Annotated in this window: 17 protein-coding genes and 1 pseudogene; 6 read left to right on the top strand and 12 right to left on the bottom strand. The window is 39.9% G+C overall.

The window, feature by feature from the left end; all coding sequences use genetic code 11:
• Positions 1 to 36 precede the first annotated feature (36 nt).
• Positions 37 to 975: a DHH family phosphoesterase gene (locus MUB24_RS02195; RefSeq protein ID WP_244700650.1), complete on the bottom strand. Its 939-nt coding sequence runs from the start codon at positions 973 to 975 to the stop codon at positions 37 to 39.
• Positions 976 to 1131: 156 nt separating this feature from the next.
• Between MUB24_RS02195 and MUB24_RS02190 the strand changes: the two genes are divergently transcribed.
• A complete protein-coding gene (locus MUB24_RS02190; protein WP_244700648.1) occupies positions 1132 to 1440 on the top strand; it encodes a YtpI family protein in 309 nt (102 codons plus the stop codon).
• 87 nt (positions 1441 to 1527) lie between these two features.
• Here MUB24_RS02190 and MUB24_RS02185 read toward each other — a convergent pair whose 3' ends face one another.
• From MUB24_RS02185 to MUB24_RS02175, 3 genes are all read right to left on the bottom strand, one after another.
• A complete protein-coding gene (locus MUB24_RS02185) occupies positions 1528 to 2838 on the bottom strand; it encodes a DRTGG domain-containing protein (protein WP_244700646.1) in 1311 nt (436 codons plus the stop codon).
• A 75-nt stretch (positions 2839 to 2913) separates the two neighbouring features.
• Positions 2914 to 3159 carry a hypothetical protein gene (locus MUB24_RS02180; protein ID WP_244700644.1) on the bottom strand — a complete coding sequence of 82 codons (246 nt, stop codon included), beginning with the start codon at positions 3157 to 3159 and terminating at the stop codon, positions 2914 to 2916.
• A 239-nt stretch (positions 3160 to 3398) separates the two neighbouring features.
• Positions 3399 to 4082: a metal-dependent hydrolase gene (locus MUB24_RS02175; protein WP_244700641.1), complete on the bottom strand. Its 684-nt coding sequence runs from the start codon at positions 4080 to 4082 to the stop codon at positions 3399 to 3401.
• 140 nt (positions 4083 to 4222) lie between these two features.
• Here MUB24_RS02175 and MUB24_RS02170 point away from each other — a divergent pair, with 140 nt between their 5' ends.
• Complete coding sequence (locus tag MUB24_RS02170; protein WP_244700638.1) at positions 4223 to 5317, top strand: M24 family metallopeptidase; 1095 nt, start codon at positions 4223 to 4225, stop codon at positions 5315 to 5317.
• Positions 5318 to 5421: 104 nt separating this feature from the next.
• On the opposite strand, the gene ald is transcribed toward MUB24_RS02170, so the two are convergent.
• Complete coding sequence (gene ald, locus MUB24_RS02165; protein WP_244700634.1) at positions 5422 to 6537, bottom strand: alanine dehydrogenase; 1116 nt, start codon at positions 6535 to 6537, stop codon at positions 5422 to 5424.
• Between the two features lie 403 nt (positions 6538 to 6940).
• Between ald and MUB24_RS02160 the strand changes: the two genes are divergently transcribed.
• The gene (locus tag MUB24_RS02160) at positions 6941 to 7399 is read left to right on the top strand and encodes a universal stress protein (RefSeq protein ID WP_244700631.1); all 459 of its coding nucleotides are present in this window, start codon (positions 6941 to 6943) and stop codon (positions 7397 to 7399) included.
• Positions 7400 to 7668: 269 nt separating this feature from the next.
• Here MUB24_RS02160 and argH read toward each other — a convergent pair whose 3' ends face one another.
• From argH to tpx, 7 genes and pseudogenes are all read right to left on the bottom strand, one after another.
• A complete protein-coding gene (gene argH / locus MUB24_RS02155; RefSeq protein WP_244700628.1) occupies positions 7669 to 9060 on the bottom strand; it encodes an argininosuccinate lyase in 1392 nt (463 codons plus the stop codon).
• Positions 9057 to 10262 carry an argininosuccinate synthase gene (locus MUB24_RS02150; protein ID WP_280516840.1) on the bottom strand — a complete coding sequence of 402 codons (1206 nt, stop codon included), beginning with the start codon at positions 10260 to 10262 and terminating at the stop codon, positions 9057 to 9059. The genes argH and MUB24_RS02150 overlap by 4 nt, the downstream gene beginning before the upstream one ends.
• Positions 10263 to 10448: 186 nt before the next feature.
• Positions 10449 to 10954, bottom strand: a pseudogene (locus MUB24_RS02145) (MogA/MoaB family molybdenum cofactor biosynthesis protein).
• On the bottom strand, positions 10951 to 11793 hold the full coding sequence (locus tag MUB24_RS02140; protein WP_244700621.1) for an EcsC family protein: 843 nt from the start codon (positions 11791 to 11793) through the stop codon (positions 10951 to 10953). The pseudogene MUB24_RS02145 and the gene MUB24_RS02140 overlap by 4 nt, the downstream one beginning before the upstream one ends.
• Positions 11794 to 11803: 10 nt before the next feature.
• Positions 11804 to 13003: an acetate kinase gene (locus MUB24_RS02135; protein ID WP_244700617.1), complete on the bottom strand. Its 1200-nt coding sequence runs from the start codon at positions 13001 to 13003 to the stop codon at positions 11804 to 11806.
• A gap of 45 nt (positions 13004 to 13048) precedes the next feature.
• On the bottom strand, positions 13049 to 14050 hold the full coding sequence (locus tag MUB24_RS02130; protein WP_244700614.1) for a class I SAM-dependent methyltransferase: 1002 nt from the start codon (positions 14048 to 14050) through the stop codon (positions 13049 to 13051).
• A gap of 337 nt (positions 14051 to 14387) precedes the next feature.
• Positions 14388 to 14888, bottom strand: coding sequence for a thiol peroxidase (tpx, locus tag MUB24_RS02125; RefSeq protein WP_244700612.1), 501 nt, complete (start codon positions 14886 to 14888; stop codon positions 14388 to 14390).
• A 169-nt stretch (positions 14889 to 15057) separates the two neighbouring features.
• Here tpx and MUB24_RS02120 point away from each other — a divergent pair, with 169 nt between their 5' ends.
• From MUB24_RS02120 to MUB24_RS02110, 3 genes are all read left to right on the top strand, one after another.
• Positions 15058 to 16281, top strand: coding sequence for a DUF418 domain-containing protein (locus MUB24_RS02120; RefSeq protein ID WP_280516839.1), 1224 nt, complete (start codon positions 15058 to 15060; stop codon positions 16279 to 16281).
• 89 nt (positions 16282 to 16370) lie between these two features.
• Entirely contained in the window at positions 16371 to 17072 is a 702-nt protein-coding gene (locus tag MUB24_RS02115; protein ID WP_244700609.1) for a response regulator transcription factor, read from the top strand.
• A complete protein-coding gene (locus tag MUB24_RS02110; RefSeq protein ID WP_244700606.1) occupies positions 17069 to 18115 on the top strand; it encodes an ATP-binding protein in 1047 nt (348 codons plus the stop codon). Before MUB24_RS02115 ends, MUB24_RS02110 begins: the two co-directional genes overlap by 4 nt.
• Positions 18116 to 18126: the final 11 nt, after the last annotated feature.

Raw genomic sequence — 18126 nt, 5'->3', positions numbered from 1 at the left:
ACCCACTGATTTTTTTACTTTAGGGGAGTGAGAATACTATTCTGATTGACAAACTTGTTGAATCTCTTTTTTCACCCGCTCTGCTTCCTCCCATGAAGAAACAGATGCACCAGCCGCTAGAGGATGTCCACCCCCACCATATTTCATGGCAATTGTATTAATAACTGGACTTTTTGAACGCAAACGGACACGAATTTCCTCTTCCTCTTCAATAAAGAAACACCAAGCTTTTATTCCCTTGATATTTCCTAAGGAACCGACAAGAATGGAAGCTTCAGAAGGAGTAACATGAAAATCAGCAAGGGTGGACTGTTTTAATTCAACTGTAGCCGCCCCATCCCTATTCATCTGATAATGTTCAAACACATAGCCTTGGAGCTTGATCATTTTCGGTTCCAGCTCATACATATGATTAAAAAGAGTAGTGCGATCAAAATCATACTCGATTAACTCACTAGCATATTGAAACGTACGTTTCGTTGTACTTGGAAATTGAAAACGGCCTGTATCCCCGACGATACCCGCAAAAATCAATCTTGCTGCTTCATCCGTCATTTGTAAGCCTTGTTCTTTTCCAAATTGATACAACTCATAGACCATCTCACTTGTGGAAGAAGCCGTCGTATCTACCCAATAGAGGTCACCATATGGATCTTCATTCGGATGATGGTCAATTTTAATTAATTTTTTCCCAAAAGAGTAGCGATTATCACAAATTCTTTCTTGATTCGCCGTATCACAGACTATCACTAGTGCCCCCGTATATGTTTCACTCGTTATTTCATCTGGTGTGAATAAATAATCCAATTCAGGTTCGCGTTTTCCAGTTACAAATACTCTCTTTTCAGGAAACGAAGCTTTAAGAATTTCCGCAAGTCCTCCCTGCGAACCATAAGCATCAGGATCTGGACGAACATGTCTATGGATTATAATGATTTCATATTGCTTCATCGTATCCAGTATTTGTTGCTTCATCGACTAAACCTCTTTCCTAGTTCAAATATTTTTCAATTGTGTTCTTTCGCATTTGCGTTACAATAAGGATAGTATCGTTTTAAGAGGATGTTCAAAAAGTTCGGTAAAAATGACACTTTTTGAACTCGCCCTTTAAATGGAAACGGAGGATCATCTATGCCGGTTTTAATCTTTTTCATCGTTTTCTCTTTCTCTTTTTATGTCTTTTATAAAATAAAATATGTACGCAGCCGCTTGCCAATGGAAAGAAAGCTGCTAAATGGAAAATCCAGCTTAGCTTTAGGGAGTTTTATTGCCTTTTTTGGTATCAATCAACTCTTTTTATTTCAAACCCCTCTAACCTATGTGATTGGAACCATTTTTATTATTCTCGGTATCGCAAGTGCCTGGGCTGGATTTAAATCGTATCGCTATCATATTCCCTATGCCGTAAGAGAAGCAGAGGAAATGTCAAAGCAAACTTAAGGAGAAAAGCGAAAGCGCCTTGGTAGGATGAACGGCTAAAGGCGCGACAACAGTCGCCACGCCGTTCTGACCTACATCCTGTAGGCCCTATTTTTCTATTAGTTTACACATCATAAGTGCCTTACCAATTAGCTCATCTCTATTAAATACCTCAACATCTACTTTTCCAAATTTCCGACCTACCTCAAGGAGTTTTGGTTCGATCCGCAGTACACTTTCCATTTGTGCTGGTTTTAAATAATAAATAGTCAAATTCTCAACAGCAAGCTCTCCTTTTTTTTGCTGTCTAAAAATTCTTGCAGCTGCCTCCGTCACGATTGAGGTAAACACCCCATAGGAGATGGTTCCCAATTGATTGGTCATTTGTGGAGTCACCTCAAAATCAAAAGAGCCTTTTTCTGTATATTCTCCTGCGGAAAGCTGTTTTGCGATCGTATCATCGATCGTTTCCCCTATATGTGGCTGCCGTTGTATCATTTGTAGAGCTTTTAATACATCTTGTCTACTAATAATTCCGGCAAATCGCTTTTGCTCGTCCACTACAGGTAATACTTCAATTCCTTCCCAAATCATCATATGCGCAACAGAAGCAACACTAACGTTCCTTCCAACTGTCAATGGGTTGCGTGTCATAATTTTATCAATAATCAAAGACTCATTCTGCCCAATAACATCTTTTCCAGTCACAATCCCTACGACACGATTCATGGAATCAAGGACTGGAAAACGACTATGATTGGTTTCCCTCTTTTTCGCATACCAATCTGCAACAGTAGCTTTTATATTCATACTAGCTGACTGTTCAGCAGGTGTTAAAATATCATCGACTAAGATGATTTCTTTTTTGATCAATTGATCATAAATGGCTCGATTAATCATCGTAGCGACCGTGAATGTATCATAGCTCGTAGACAGGATCGGGAGTTTAAGTTCATCGGCCAATTGTTTCACTTCTTCACTCGTATCAAAGCCGCCTGTAATTAAAACGGCGGCTCCGGCTCGCAAAGCGAATTCATGAACCTCAGTCCTGTTTCCCACAATAAGCAGATTCCCTGGTCCTGTATATCTCTTAATAGCTTCCAATTCCATTGCACCGATCACAAATTTCGTTAACGTTTTATATAGACCCGCTTTTCCCCCAAGCACTTGTCCATCAATAATATTCACAACCTCTACATAGGTTAGCTTTTCTATATTTTCCTTTTTCTTCCGTTCTATTCGGATCGTACCCACTCTTTCGATGGTACTTACATATCCTTTGTTCTCTGCATCTTTAATCGCACGGTAGGCTGTCCCTTCACTGACTTTCAGTTCCTTTGCGATTTGCCGAACTGATATTTTTTCCCCGACAGGGAGTCCATCAATATGGCGAATAATTTGTTCATGTTTGGTCGCCAAATTCTTCACCCTTTTCTATACCCGTTTTCTCTATGTCTCATTATAACGGGTAAAGTATCAATCGACAATTTTCTGTCATGATCGGGCACGAATTCTCCCTTTTTTGAGGTTCCTTCCCTGTTCCTTTGATGGGGTGTTGCCATAATTGTGATTAAATAGAAGCGCCGTTAAATTTCCAGCCAAAACAAGGAAAGCAAAAATAAGCCAAGCAATGGCAAACACTCCAGCCGCTCCAGGTTCTGTTGGTGATAGGTTTGGAAGTGCAAAATAAAGCATGGCCACACAAAGCAATAAACACAGTAAATAGCGGTTTCTTCTCAAAAAAATCCCTCCTTTACACCTTTTTGTTATTGTATGCAAGGAGGGGTGAACAAAAAACCTATCTTTGGAAAGTTTCACTTTATATAGGATGTTCAAAAAGTCCGGTAAAAATGACACTGCGAATTTCTTCGTTGGCTTGCTTTTCCGCTGCTCACGTATTAACTGCATACGTTCCGCTGCTCAAAGCTACGCCGCCTCGAACTTCTTGGTCCTTTTTATCCTCCCTTTTGAACACGCACTTATACTTCTATAAAATCACCTGGTCGCATCACCTTTCCCTTTATGTCCTCATCTAATAAATCAATAAAGGTTTGTGGATTTTGCCGAATAGGAGGGAAAGTATCATAATGAACAGGGACGACCATTTTGGCATTGATGTACCTTGCTGCTAAAGCAGCGTCTTCAGGCCCCATTGTAAAATTATCGCCAATCGGTAAGAAGGCAAGATCAATTGAATGACGTTCCCCAATTAGCTTCATATCGGAAAATAAAGCGGTGTCCCCCGCATGGTAAATCGTTTTTCCTTCGGCTGAAAATAAAACGCCCGCGGGCATCCCCATGTAAATAATTTGCTGATCGTCTGTCGTAATCGCGGAGCTATGGAAGGCCTGTGTATACTTCACATGACCAAAATCAAATTCATAACCACCACCAATATTCATTCCATGTGTATTGAATCCTTTCCATCCAAGATAAACAGCTAGTTCATTTGGTGCAATGACCAAGGATTGGCCTTGTTTCGCAATCGTTTCCGTATCCCCGACATGATCACCATGTCCATGTGTTAAAATAATCACATCCGGATGCTCGTTTTCAACCTTTAGATCTGTTAACTCATTTCCCGTAATAAAAGGATCAAAAAGGATCGTTTTTCCATTTGTTTCGATTTTGATAATGGAATGACCATGATAAGAGACCTTCATGCCGCACCACTCCTCTTCATTAAAAATTCTATCTCCTCTATATTACTTCGAGATTTTTGACGAATTCCCTGCTTGATTCTTTTCTTATTTCTATAAAACTGATACGATTCTTAGAGAATAGTTTTTAGGAGATGAATAAGTTGAGTAATCGTTTAACAAAGCTTTCCGCATGGTTAACCAAAGAAAATATTGAAGCTGCCCTTATTACCTCTCCAGACAATATTTTTTATTTGACTGGATTTCGCAGTGAACCTCATGAACGCTTATTGGCTTTAGTTGCTTTTCAAGAAAAGGAACCCTTTATAATTTGCCCTGCAATGGAGAAAGCAGATGCTCGAAATTCGGGCTGGGAATATGAAATCATTGGTTATCAAGATACGGATCAACCATGGGATTTCATGGAACAGCGGATAAAGGCAAGAATCCCAGATATCCAACAAGGGGCCATTGAAAAAAACCATTTAAATGTTCAACGATATGAAGAGTTAATTACCCGTTTTCCCGGGATCATTTTACAAGATGCGGAGCCCATTTTGAATGAGCTTAGAATGCTCAAAACTGCTGAAGAAATGGCCAGCATCCGCAAAGCATGTGAATTAGCTGATTTTGCTGTTGAGGTTGGTGTAAGTGAAATCGCAGAAGGAAAAACAGAACTTGATCTAATCGCGACGATTGAGTATGAGGTAAAGAAAAAGGGTGTTTCGGGAATGTCTTTTGATACAATGGTTTTAACCGGAGTTAATGCCGCCTCTCCCCACGGTACACCTGGTATAAGCAGAATCAAAAAAGGCGATTTTGTGCTTTTCGATTTAGGAGTGATTTATGAAGGATACTGTTCGGATATTACAAGAACGGTTGCTTTCGGGGATATTTCCTCTGAACAGCAAAAAATTTACGAGACGGTTCTAAGCGCTCAAGAAGCGGCCGTTAACGCTGTTAAACCTGGGGTACTCGCAAAGGATCTAGACCGTATTGCCCGCACCCATATTCAGAATGCTGGATATGGCGAATTTTTCCCCCATCGACTTGGACATGGACTTGGGATTAGTATTCATGAATATCCTTCTATTACAGCGACTAATCCGCTTAACATGGCAGCCGGAATGGTGTTTACCATTGAGCCTGGTATTTATGTCCCTGATGTAGCAGGTGTGCGCATTGAAGATGATGTCTTCGTTACGGAAAACGGTGTCGAGGTACTAACGAAATATCCAAAATCATTGCAAATTGTTTAAAAATAGGTATCCCCCAAACCAAATCTATTTTGGTTTGGGGGATACGGCAAAATACTCCCGAATAACGAAAAATACTCTCGCATAGCAGGAAAACATATTGACCCTTATTTCAATAAACTTCTCGCATCTTGATAGGCATATTGAAAGGCATCAGCTACCCCTTGATGGGTGATATGGCCTTTTAAAGTGTTTAAGCCTTGCATTAATGCTTCGTTTTCCTTGCAAGCCCGTTCGAAGCCTTTATTCGCAATTTGCAAGGCGTATGGAATGGTCGCATTCGTTAAGGCAATCGTCGATGTGCGTGGAACAGCCCCTGGCATATTGGCAACCGCATAGTGGACAACCCCATGTTTTTCGTATGTTGGGTCATCATGTGTGGTCACACGATCACTCGTTTCAAAAATTCCACCCTGATCAATCGCAATATCAATCACGACAGATCCAGGTTTCATCGTTTTGATCATTTCTTCTGTGACAAGTTTCGGTGCTTTGGCTCCTGGGATCAACACAGCTCCCACAACAAGATCTGAGTCCTTCACAGCTTCTGCAATATTAAACGGATTCGAAACCAATGTCGTCACTTGTCTTCCAAAAATGTCTTCTAATTCACGCAGCCGGTTGGCATTTAAGTCAATAACTGTTACTTCAGCGCCAAATCCAACCGCAATTTTAGCCGCATTCGTCCCTACAATACCACCCCCAACGATCGTTACTTTCCCCCGCTTGACACCCGGTACACCTGATAGAAGAATTCCTTGCCCGCCATAATTTTTTTCTAAAAATTGAGCGCCAATTTGGACAGACATTCTACCGGCTACCTCACTCATAGGAGTCAAAAGAGGTAAAGTTCGATTTGGAAGTTGTACAGTCTCATAAGCAATGGATGTCGTTTTATTCTCCACCATCTTATCTGTTAAAGCTTTCTCATTCGCTAAATGCAAATAGGTAAACAAAATTAAGTCTTCACGTAAAAAGCGAAATTCTTCTTCAATCGGTGCTTTCACTTTCATAACTAGTTCCTGAGCCCAAGCCTCTTCTGCTGTGCCCACGATATGAGCACCAACCTCTGAATAGGCTTGATCCGTGAATCCAGATCCTTCTCCTGCGCCCGTTTCAATATGTACTTCATGTCCGGCTGAAGAAAGTGTCACAACACCAGCCGGGGTCATGGCAACACGATTTTCATTATTAATCAATTCTTTTGGTATTCCAATTCTCATCATAAAGCCTCCCGTTCGATCGAAGTTCACATATTTTATCATATCATTATGAACCTCGATTGACAGCTATTTTTTAACGAAAAAGATATAAAAATAAACCAAGTACCTGGTCCACTACTCGGCCAATTATTTATCTTCAATCCTCGTAGTGCTCCGTTTAAGTGCGTGTTCAAAAAGGAGGATAAAAAGGACCAAGAAGTTCGAGGCGGCGCAGTTTCGAGCAGCGGAATGTATGCTTTTAAATACATGAGCAGCGGAGAAACAAGCCAACGAAGAAATTCGCAGTGTCATTTTTACCGGACTTTGTGAACATCCTCCTTAAAGGTTTTTCCTATTATTTGTTGGGGAAATAGAAGATATACGAGTGAAATAATGTTAAAATAAAGAAAAGGAGGCTGTGATGATGACTCTTAAATATTCCAATATCCTTGTTGCAGTAGATGGTTCAAAATCAGCGGAATATGCCTTTAAAAAAGCCGTACAGATTGCCAAACGAAATCAGGCAACTCTGATCCTCGTTCATGTGGTTGATACAAGAGCTTATGTGGCCATTGATGCTTATGATGGAACGATGGCGAATCGGGCGGGGAAATATGCCGAGGATCTGCTAGCAGGTTATAGAAAAGAAGCAACGAAACTTGGTGTAGAAAATATAAATGCCATCATCGAATATGGATCTCCCAAAACAGTTATTCCCAGAAAAGTAGCCAAAGAAATCAATGCCGACTTAATTATTTGCGGAGCAACAGGACTGAATGCAGTCGAGCGCCTGCTAATCGGGAGTGTTTCTGAACATATCACTCGTTCTGCCAAATGTGATGTATTAGTCGTTCGTTCGGAAGTCGAGGAAGAAGAAATTTAGATGCAAATGTTCTAGTATTGAATGTATAGATTTTAGAAAAAAGAGGTTGGGACAAAAGTGTTTCTATCAAAAGAAAAATCCGAACAACTAGAAACTATGGTTGGTGGATATCATCTGCTGCGGAAATATACTTCGCTTTCCGTGGGCGGCTGGTGAGCCTCCTCGTGCTGACGCACTGCGGGGTCTCACCGATGCCTTTCCTCCCACAGGAGTCTACGTATATTTCCTCCGCTAAGGTAGGGCATTGTTAGTCTTTAGAGTCGGACGTTTTAGTTTTGTCCCAGCCTATTCTTTAATTTCGCCTGCGCATTTTTCAGTTGTTGCCTCACTTGGGTGAAGCCTGTTCCACCATATGAATTTCTTCGTTTGACAGCTTCTCGAGGAGAGAGGATCGTAAAAATATCTTCCTCAATTTTTGCACAGGATGCTTGCAATTCTTCCAAGGACAAATCTAATAAATAGCATCCCTTTTGAATACAGTTCAAAACTAATTTCCCCACAATCTCATGGGCTTCACGGAAAGGGATTCCTTTCGCAGCTAAATAATCGGCAAGTTCGGTCGCATTAGAGAAATCCTGATGGACAGAAGTTTCCATTACATCCGATTTCACTGTCATCGTTCGCACCATTCCCGCAAAGATTTTCAAAGAACCAATCATTGTATGAACGGTATCGAACATGCCCTCTTTGTCTTCTTGCATATCTTTATTATAGGTTAGCGGCAATCCCTTTATAGTTGTCAACATGCCCATTAAATAACCGATGACTCTTCCCGATTTCCCACGAATAAGTTCTGCCATATCGGGATTTTTCTTTTGCGGCATGATACTACTACCCGTCGCATACGTATCATCCAATTCAATAAAGTCAAATTCTTTACTCGACCAGAGAATAAACTCTTCCGCCAAACGGGATAGATGGGTAATGGTTAAAGAGGAATTACTTAAAAACTCCACAACAAAATCCCTGTCACTGACAGCATCCATACTATTTTCGTATACAGATGAAAACCCGAGTTGTTCAGCCGTGAAATGGCGATCAATCGGAAAGGTAGTCCCTGCTAAAGCACTCGCTCCAAGTGGTGAAATATCAATCCGTTTCAAACTCTCCTGGAATCGTTCATAATCACGTTCCAGCATCCAGAAATAGGCAAGTAAATGATGAGCGAAAGATACAGGCTGTGCCCGCTGCAAATGTGTATAACCTGGAAAGACAGTTTCTACATTTTTTTCAGCTTGTTCGACAAGAGCCGCTTGCAATTCCTTAATATGCTCCATAGTCACTAACACTTGTTTTTTTAAATACAAATGCATATCTGTCGCAACTTGATCATTTCGACTCCTGCCGGTATGTAACTTTCCTCCAACCGGTCCAATTTCCTCCGTGAGCATTTTTTCAAGATTAAGATGGATGTCTTCCTCAGAAACCGAATACTCTAGTTCCCCTGCAAGTGCTTTTTCTTTTAGGTTCAAAAGACCATGAACGATTTTCTCACTGTCTTCAGAGGGTATAATCCCCATTTTTCCCAGCATTTTCACATGCGCAATACTTCCTTCTATATCCTCAAAAACAAGCTCCTGATCAAATGAGATCGAGGCACCGAACTCCTCGATCCATTGTTCAGGAGATTTTGAAAAACGTCCACCCCATGCTTTCTTCATGCTTTCACCTTATTCTTATTATGAATCATGCTGTGAACTTCTGTTGGGAGTCCCCATAGTTTGATAAAGCCAACAGACGCTGATTGATCAAATTCATCCTCGGCTGTATAGGTTGCTAATTTTTCATTATACAAGGAATTTGCGGATTTACGTCCTTCCACAATCGCATGGCCTTTAAATAGCTTCACTCTTGCAGTACCATTGACAAATTTTTGTGATTCTTTCAGGAATGCCTCTAAGGCCGGCTTTAATGGGGAGAACCATAAACCTTCATAAATCATTTCTGTTAATTTCTTCTCGATATTTGGTTTAAAATGCGCCAATTCCTTCACAAGCGTCAGATCTTCCAACTCTTTATGGGCCGTTAAAAGCGTAACTGCACCAGGACATTCATAAATCTCACGGGATTTAATGCCTACTAATCTATTTTCCACATGATCAATTCGACCAACCCCATGCTTACCAGCCAATTTATTTAGGGTTAAAATCAGGTCACTTAATGGATATTTTTTTCCATCCAAGGAAACTGGAACACCATGGACAAATTCAATTTCGATCACATCTGGTTGATCTGGCGTATCCTCTAATGCTGCGGTTAAATCATAGGCATTTTCTGGAGGGGCTGCCCAAGGATCTTCCAAAACACCACATTCATTACTTCTTCCCCATAAATTTTGATCAATGGAAAAGGGACTATCTAGGTCAATCGGAATCGGCACGCCTTTTTCTTTCGCATATTCAATTTCCTCTTCACGAGACCAGCTCCAGTCCCGTACAGGGGCCAATACTTCAAGATTGGGATTTAAAGCTTTAATCGAAACCTCAAAACGGACTTGATCATTTCCTTTCCCTGTACATCCATGGGCAACGGCATCTGCTTGTTCTTGTTCTGCGACTTCGACAAGTTTCTTCGCTATTAAAGGTCTTGATAAGGCAGAGACAAGTGGATATTTTTGTTCATACATCGTGTGGGCTTGAAGAGCTAATAATGCATATTCATTGGCAAATTCTTCTTTTGCATCAATGACAATACTTTTAGAAGCCCCCATATCTAATGCCTTGGATTGGATAAAGGCTAAATCCTTTCCTTCACCAATGTCCAAACAACATGCGATCACATCATAATCTTGATCCAAAAACCATTTTATCGCAACAGAGGTATCTAAACCGCCCGAGTAAGCCATAACGACTTTCTTTTTCATCAAAAACCCTCCTGATAGGTTGTATACTTATGCATAAAAACTTATTTTTAATCATTTTATATATGGATATTATCATATGCGCAAATGAATTTCAATACTTATTCATGAAAATGTATAAAAAAACAGTCCCAATATCTCCGGAAAAACTAAAAACGTCTAGACGAGTTCCCCATCTAGACGTGCATTTCATTTATTCAATTCTCTTATGATATGTCCCAGTTCTTTTAAAATTAATTTGTTCATGGCTAAGGATACTGCTCCGGACGAGCCTGGCATCATGAATATAACGCGATTTCGGTAAATGCCGGCAGAGGCCCTCGACATCATGGCGGCAGAGCCAATATCCTCTGTGTAGCTAAGCATACGAAACAATTCCCCAAAACCGAGCATTTCTTTTTCGTATAGTGGTCTGACTGTTTCAATCGTGATATCGCGTTTGGCTATACCCGTGCCGCCGGTTATTAAAATCACAGCCAAATCTTCCTCTTGACAAGCCTCCTCTACTACCGCCCTAATTTCTAGTGGCTGATCTTTTACAATTTTATAAAAGGCAGTCTGATGTCCTGCTCCCTTCAACAGTTCCATTACTAGCTTACCACTCTTATCTGAATCAGTGGTTCGGTATCACTCACAGTGATCACAGCACATGAAATGGAAGCAGGGGCCTCTTTTCGGTGTTCGTCCACACTCATACGATGCCGCCGCTTTTCTCGTATAAATGCTTGTACTGATAATATTTTAAAGCAAAACGGGTGACTTTCCTTGTCGTCTGATAATTCACGCCAGCCCCGATCATAACAGAAAAAATCGGGATACCAGATATTTTCCGTTTAGAAAACAGTAAGATAATTGCTGTTTTTATGAGCTGCTTTAAAGGTTCATCTATCCAAATCAGTTCTGTAATACGAGCTGGAGTGTCATAGTAAAATTGCTGATCATTCTTTTGAAGGTCTTCCATTAAATCTTCCCAGCCAAACATTTTCATCCGCTCTGGCATTGTGGCAACATGATAGACCTTCAAGGTTTCTAATAAACCTTTCGGTGACTGGACCTCATAGCCAAAAGACATAGCTATAAGCTGGACTGCACGCAAGTTAATCACGAGCATAGCCACAAAGTCACTAGAAATGGCTAGTGTTTGCCCTGAACCTGTCATCCCGCCCTGAAATAAGGAATATAAGCGATGTTTACTTGCCTGTTGTTCGGCTAAAAAGGTGAGTTGATCTACTGGCATATTTCTCATATCGGATATGGATTGAACCTGTTCATCCATCGATTTTGCAACTCCTAAAATACTTTCCGCCGCTTCCTTTTGAAGCTTTGTTCCACGAAGGAGTGAATTTAATTGAAAAAGCCAATCATCTATCTTTAACAAAAATTGATCTTGTACATTTTCAGGCAGAAGGGAAAAGGCCTTATCCAACCATTGATCATAAGTATTTTCTAGATCCGTTGATTCATACTCAAAAAAGGCTTGACGCCATTCATGAAGTTCTTCCCATAGATGCTCCTCTCTTTTGCTCAAGTTCATCCAAAACACCTCAATTTTTTATCGTATTTGAAAGCCGGATAACATCCCTTGCAATCATAATTTCTTCATTTGTTGGTATGACCATAACTTTTACAGGAGAGTGTGGATAATTAACAAATAATTCTTGTCCTCTAACATTATTTAATTCTGGATCCCAATAGACTCCCATAAATTCTAATCCATTCAATACTTTTGCGCGTATGGTAGGACTATTTTCTCCAATCCCCGCTGTAAAAATAATCGCATCAAGTCCAGACATACGTGCGGCATAGGAGCCTAGATATTTATGGATACGGTAGGCAAAGATATCTAAAGCCAATTCCGCCCGATGATTTCCACTGTTCGCTTTCATTTCAATATCTCGTAAATCACTTGAAAATCCGGATAAGCCTAACATTCCAGATTTTTTGTTCAGTACATCAATCACTTCATCGGCTGTTTTTCCCGTTTTTTCCATAACATAAGGAATAAGAGCCGGGTCAATATTTCCGGATCGCGTTCCCATCGTGACACCTGCAAGGGGGGTGAAGCCCATGGATGTATCCAATGACTTCCCACCTTTAATCGCTGCGATGCTTGCACCATTTCCAAGATGACAAGAAATGAGACGTAGCTGACTAAGGGGACGTTCTAATAATTCAGCAGCCCTCTCGGAAACATACTTATGGGATGTACCATGAAAACCATATTTGCGAATGCCATATTCCTTATAATAATCATAAGGAAGGCTGTAGAGAAAGGAATTTTCAGGCATAGTTTGATGAAAGGCTGTATCAAATACAGCGACATGAGGGACATGAGGAAGTGCCTTTTGAAATTCCCTGATTCCCGTTGCATTTGCCGGATTATGAAGTGGGGCTAGTTCGGATAAACTTTCAATACTTTCTAATGTTTTCTGATCGATTAAAGCTGAATCATTAAATATTTCTCCCCCATGGACAACTCTGTGTCCAACTCCATCTATTTCGCTTAGTGATTCAATCACGCCCAGGGAGATAAGGCGATCCAATAATAAAGCAACCGCTTCTTCATGATTCGGAATATCCTTTGTTTCTTTATGTCGATCTGTTCCAATACTGATCGTAAAAACAGAATCCTTTAAACCAACCCGCTCAATCACCCCTTTTGTGATGACCTTTTCCTCCGGCATGTTAAAAAGTTGAAATTTCAAAGATGAACTTCCCGCATTAACCGCAAAAATCTTTGCCATAATCATCAACATCCTTTTTGTACATTCATACAATTTTGTATTTCATTATTTAAACTCATTTTTATTATCCTTAAACCATTTTTCCATTTTCCAAAGAATTTTATCAACGGCTTCTTTTTTGGTCAGGCTAGGAAGGGACGCCAATAAAACTTCATTTGGTGCTTTTATTTCAGGACTTTTCTTTTGAAGAATAAAGATACTTTTAGCTGCCTGATTGTTTTTAAATATGGAAAATGGTAATTGCACAACGGCCTGAATATAGGCTGTATCTTTTAAAAACCGCTGTAATTTCTCCGCCTCTTCGGTTTCAAATAAACCATTTGGAATGAGAAAAAATAAATATCCTCCTGGCTTCGTGTGCCGCAATCCTTGTTCTATGAATAAATGGTGGGCATAGGCATGGCCTTCTGTGGCATTCAATTCATATTGTGCAGCTTGGGCATCATTTGGATAGTAACCTACCGGTAAATCACAAATAACAAGATCAACAGGATCGATCAAAAGGGAGGCCAAACCATCCTGATGAAAAAATTCCGTTTGCTGTCTTTGTAAGTTTGCTCCAATATAAGCTAATCGAATCAAAATTTCATCCACTTCTACCCCGAAGGATTGTACATCAGAGACTTGTTCATACATATTGACAACCGTAGCTAACAAATTTCCTGTTCCAACAGCAGGATCCAAGATAGATAAACGTTCTTGATTGCCGAGAAACTTTTGGGTCAAATAACCGATCAGTAAACCAATAGAGTCAGGTGTCATTTGATGATTCGTCTGAGTCGTTCCCTTCATCCCTTTTAAAATCGCCAATTGATAGGCTCTTCTAATCTCTTCAGATGAATAAGAAGCTAGATTCACCTCTGCATATTCTTTTTGGAGTCTTTTCTTAGTAATTTCACTTATGCTATCCTGCAGAAGTTTCTCCTGAAACAAGTTATCCCCTGTTTCAACTAATGCCTCCAAATAGGTACAAGCCAACTCTTCTTGTAAAATGGTTGATGATTGATCAAAGATGGTAAATAGCTTTTCAGTTGCAGTCATAGACATAATAAAAACCTCCCATCCATGCAATCCTATCTTACGCTCGTAATAGTGTCTGGCATCCTACCACCATTGTATACATGGATCTTTTCTTTATCTCTAGTTTAGCTTTCCCAAGGGTTGGAAACAAGGAAAAAGTACGAATTTAATGAAGTTCACACTTTTGTGAAATGTTTAACATATGAAAAGGGATTCTTTTTTTACTTTTTTTATGTGGGAGTATTTTTTCCCTATGCGGGAATATTTAGGCACTATCCAAGAGTATTTTTCTAAAAGACGAGGAAGTGAGACTATATATTTGTTAAGTAAAAAACTCCGGGTTTCCCCAGAGCTTCATCCATCTTTATTTCGCCGCTTTCGCCGCCTCCAACGCAGAATCATAATCGGGATGGTTGGTCCCCTCGCTAACATATTCCGTGTAAACTACTTTATCATTGCTATCAATAATAAACACGCTACGAGCGAGAAGGCGCAATTCTTTCATCACAACGCCATATGCTTCTCCAAAAGAAAGGTCACGATGATCAGAGTATATTTTAGCGCCACCAAGATTATTTTCTGCCGCCCAACGTGCTTGTGCGAATGGAAGATCCGCAGAAATGGTTAGAACTTGAACATTATCAAGTTTTGCTAACTCTTCATTAAAACGCTTCGTTTGTGCCGCACACACACCTGTATCAACAGAGGGAACAACGCTAATCAGGCGAACTTGTCCTGAAAAATCACTGAGTTTCACCTCAGATAAATCATTGGCAAGCACCGTAAAATCTGGGGCTTGATCGCCAACCTTGACCTCATTCCCCACCAATGTCATCGGGGTACCTTTAAACGTAATCGCTGCCATAAATAATTCCTCCTTAAGCTAGGTATACCTCTATCATTGACTATTATTTCCAATGATGCAAGTGATAAACCTTTCAATTTTGTAAGATCGTTTCTACTATTTGTCACCTATATCCATTTTTCTCTCTCGTTTTTTTCTTTATGATTTTGGATAAAGGAGGAAGATCATATTGAAACAAACGATCCAACCAATTTTAGGGCAAGAACGCCTTGTCCATATTGATGTGATACGAGGGATCGCGATTTTCGGGATTCTACTCGTCAATATGGCCCATTTTAGTTATCCTGACTTATATTTAGGCCAGATAGCGAGTAAGAATTTTTTCACCAGCTCCTGGGGGCCGCTGGATCATGGGACCCGCACATTCCTTGATATATTTGTGCAGATGAAATTTATCATGATGTTTTCTTTTCTATTTGGTTTTGGTATGGTGATCATGTTTGAACGTTCCCTGCAAAAAGGAGAAAAATTTGGTTTTAAATATATGTGCCGTCTACTCGCCTTATTGTTATTTGGCACGATTCATGCCTTTTTCATTTGGGATGGCGATATTTTAACGGATTATGCCCTGCTCGGCTTTTTGTTATTTTTATTTCGAAAACGTAAAGCAAAAACGCTATTTATTTGGGCGATTGTCCTTTACTGCTTGTTTAGTTTACCTTTACTTTTATCATCCTTTTCACCTCCACAGGAAGGGTTGCAGGAATGGCAAAGCCAATATAATGCCGAGATGACAGATGAAGCCAAACAGGCGCTTGATATTTATGCACATGGAACGTTTAAAGAAATCGCCACACAAAGAATCCATGATCGCTTTATGTATATGTCGATGAATGGGATGCTTTCGCTTAATCCGATCCTTTATATTTTTTCCAATCTTCCTTATTTCAGCCTATTTTTACTAGGAGCAGCCTTTGCGAAAGCGAAAATATTGCATCATCCTCAGCAACATCGAAAAACGTTATCGATCCTTTGGTCCATCGGTCTTGTGATTGGCCTACCCTGCAATATTCTTTTTCATGTGTGGGATCAAGAAGGACTTTTATTAATTGGGGCTCCCTTGCTTATGCTCTTTTATCTGATTTCTTTGGTCCGCATGACACAATCCAAAAAGACGGAGCGCTTCTTTCTTCCCTTTGCTGCAGTTGGGAGAACGGCTTTTTCAAATTATATTTTTCAATCCATTATCGGCACTACGATATTTTATCATTACGGACTTGGTCTATATGGAAAGGTGTATCCATTTGCCGGTCTCTTTATATCCATTGCCATCTTTATCCTGCAGCTGTTCCTTAGTCAGCTCTGGTTAAAAAAATTTCGCTTTGGACCTTTGGAATGGATATGGAGAAACATCACCTATTGGCAGATCTTTTCTATCAAAAAAACCAATTAAAATACTTCCAAAAGAATTTAGATATGCCTACTCACGAGTATGCGTTTCTATTGTACAATAGCCATATGTCCTTGTTGGAGGTTGAAAAAATGTATCGAATATATATTGTAGAGGATGATGCAAGGATGGCCGGTCTTGTTGGCCGTTATTTGCAAAAATATGGCTATGCCGTTCAAATTGCTGAGGAGTTTGACTCAATAAAAGAAGAGTTTGTCCAATGTCGACCAGATCTTGTTATCTTGGATATTCATCTTCTCTCTTTTGATGGCTTTTATTGGTGTAGGCAAATTCGCAGCATCTCTCATGTCCCGATTATCTTTTTAACGGCACGTTCTGGGGAGATGGATCAGGTTTTTGCCATAGAGAATGGGGGCGATGATTATATTACAAAGCCTTTTCATTTAGAAGTTTTATTAGCAAAGGTTAAGGGTGTATTACGAAGAACGTATGGAGATTACGCGTCTCCAACCGATTATCATATTTTAGAAGTAGATGGGCTTTTTCTTTATCGGAATAAAAACACAGTGGAATTCAATCATCGGAAAACCGAGTGCAGTCCAAAGGAATTTCGTTTACTTGATATATTGTTATCCAAGCATGGACAAGTTGTGACAAGGAACGAGCTATTGGAGGCGATTTGGGATGAAATCGATTTTGTTGATGACAATACGTTAAACGTCAATATTCGTAGAGCTAGAGAGAAGCTAAAGGAACTTGGGATTGTCGATGCGATTCAAACAATACGAGGCCAAGGATATCTTCTGAAAAATACTTGGGGGCAAACATCATGAGATTCCGTGATTTTTTAGCGGATCGATTGACCTTTATTGTTCTTTACCTTTTCAATACTGTGTTGATCTTGTGCATTGTCAAACTTAGCTTACTAGAAGGAAAAGTCTTTATTTCAACGAAGCATTTGCTTTATATTAGCCTCCTCTCTTTTCTCCTACTCCTTGGGTATGTAACGGTTGATTTTATTCGCAAGAAAGCTTTTTTTGATGAATTAAACAGCGCCTTAAGGAGTGAGGAGCTGGATGCCTTTCTGAATCTACAGCATCCCGTTACAAGGGAACAACGGTTATTTCAGCAGCTTTGTGCAAATTCTTATGCTCTATATGTGAACCAAGTAGGAGATTATCAAGATAAACTTCAGCAATCCTATTATTTTGCAAATCGCTGGGCACACCAAATGAAAACACCTATTTCTGTGATTCAATTATTACTGCAACAAGAAAAAGAAATACCAAGACAGGATTTCATTAGCCAGATAGATGACGAAACACTGAAGGTTGCCGATGGGATTCAAATGATGTTATCGACATTACGCATTCAAAAATTCGAGCTTGATTTTTCAATTGAAAAATTTGATCTTGTCGCTTGGTTGCGAGGATTACTGCATGACAAACGAAAGCAATTTATTCGCTATCATATTTTTCCTAAATTCACGTCAAATGAGACGTTATGTCCAATTGAATCAGACCAAAAATGGTTAACATTTGTATTGGAACAACTGATTCAAAACGCATTAAAATATTCAGAACCTCATACCTATATTCATTTTTTTGTGGAGAAAAAGGAGAAGGAAATCCAATTATCCATCAAGGACGAAGGAATCGGGATCAAACAAGAGGATCTTCCTCGAGTATTCGATGCTTTTTTCACTGGAGCGAACGGGAGAAAAAGGCAGGAATCGACAGGGATGGGGCTTTATCTTGTCAAGCTAATTATTGATAAGTTACAGCACCTGATCACCATCGATTCCCAAGAAAATGCTGGTACTACCATCACCTTGCATTTTTTGTTACATGATGATTATCACAATGTAGCTAGATAATAGGACTAATG

It is taken from the genome of Lederbergia sp. NSJ-179, assembly GCF_022867885.1.
Classification (GTDB): domain Bacteria; phylum Bacillota; class Bacilli; order Bacillales; family Bacillaceae_C; genus Lederbergia.
Note: the sequence above shows the minus strand (reverse complement) of the source record. Positions and strands in the feature narration are given on the sequence as shown.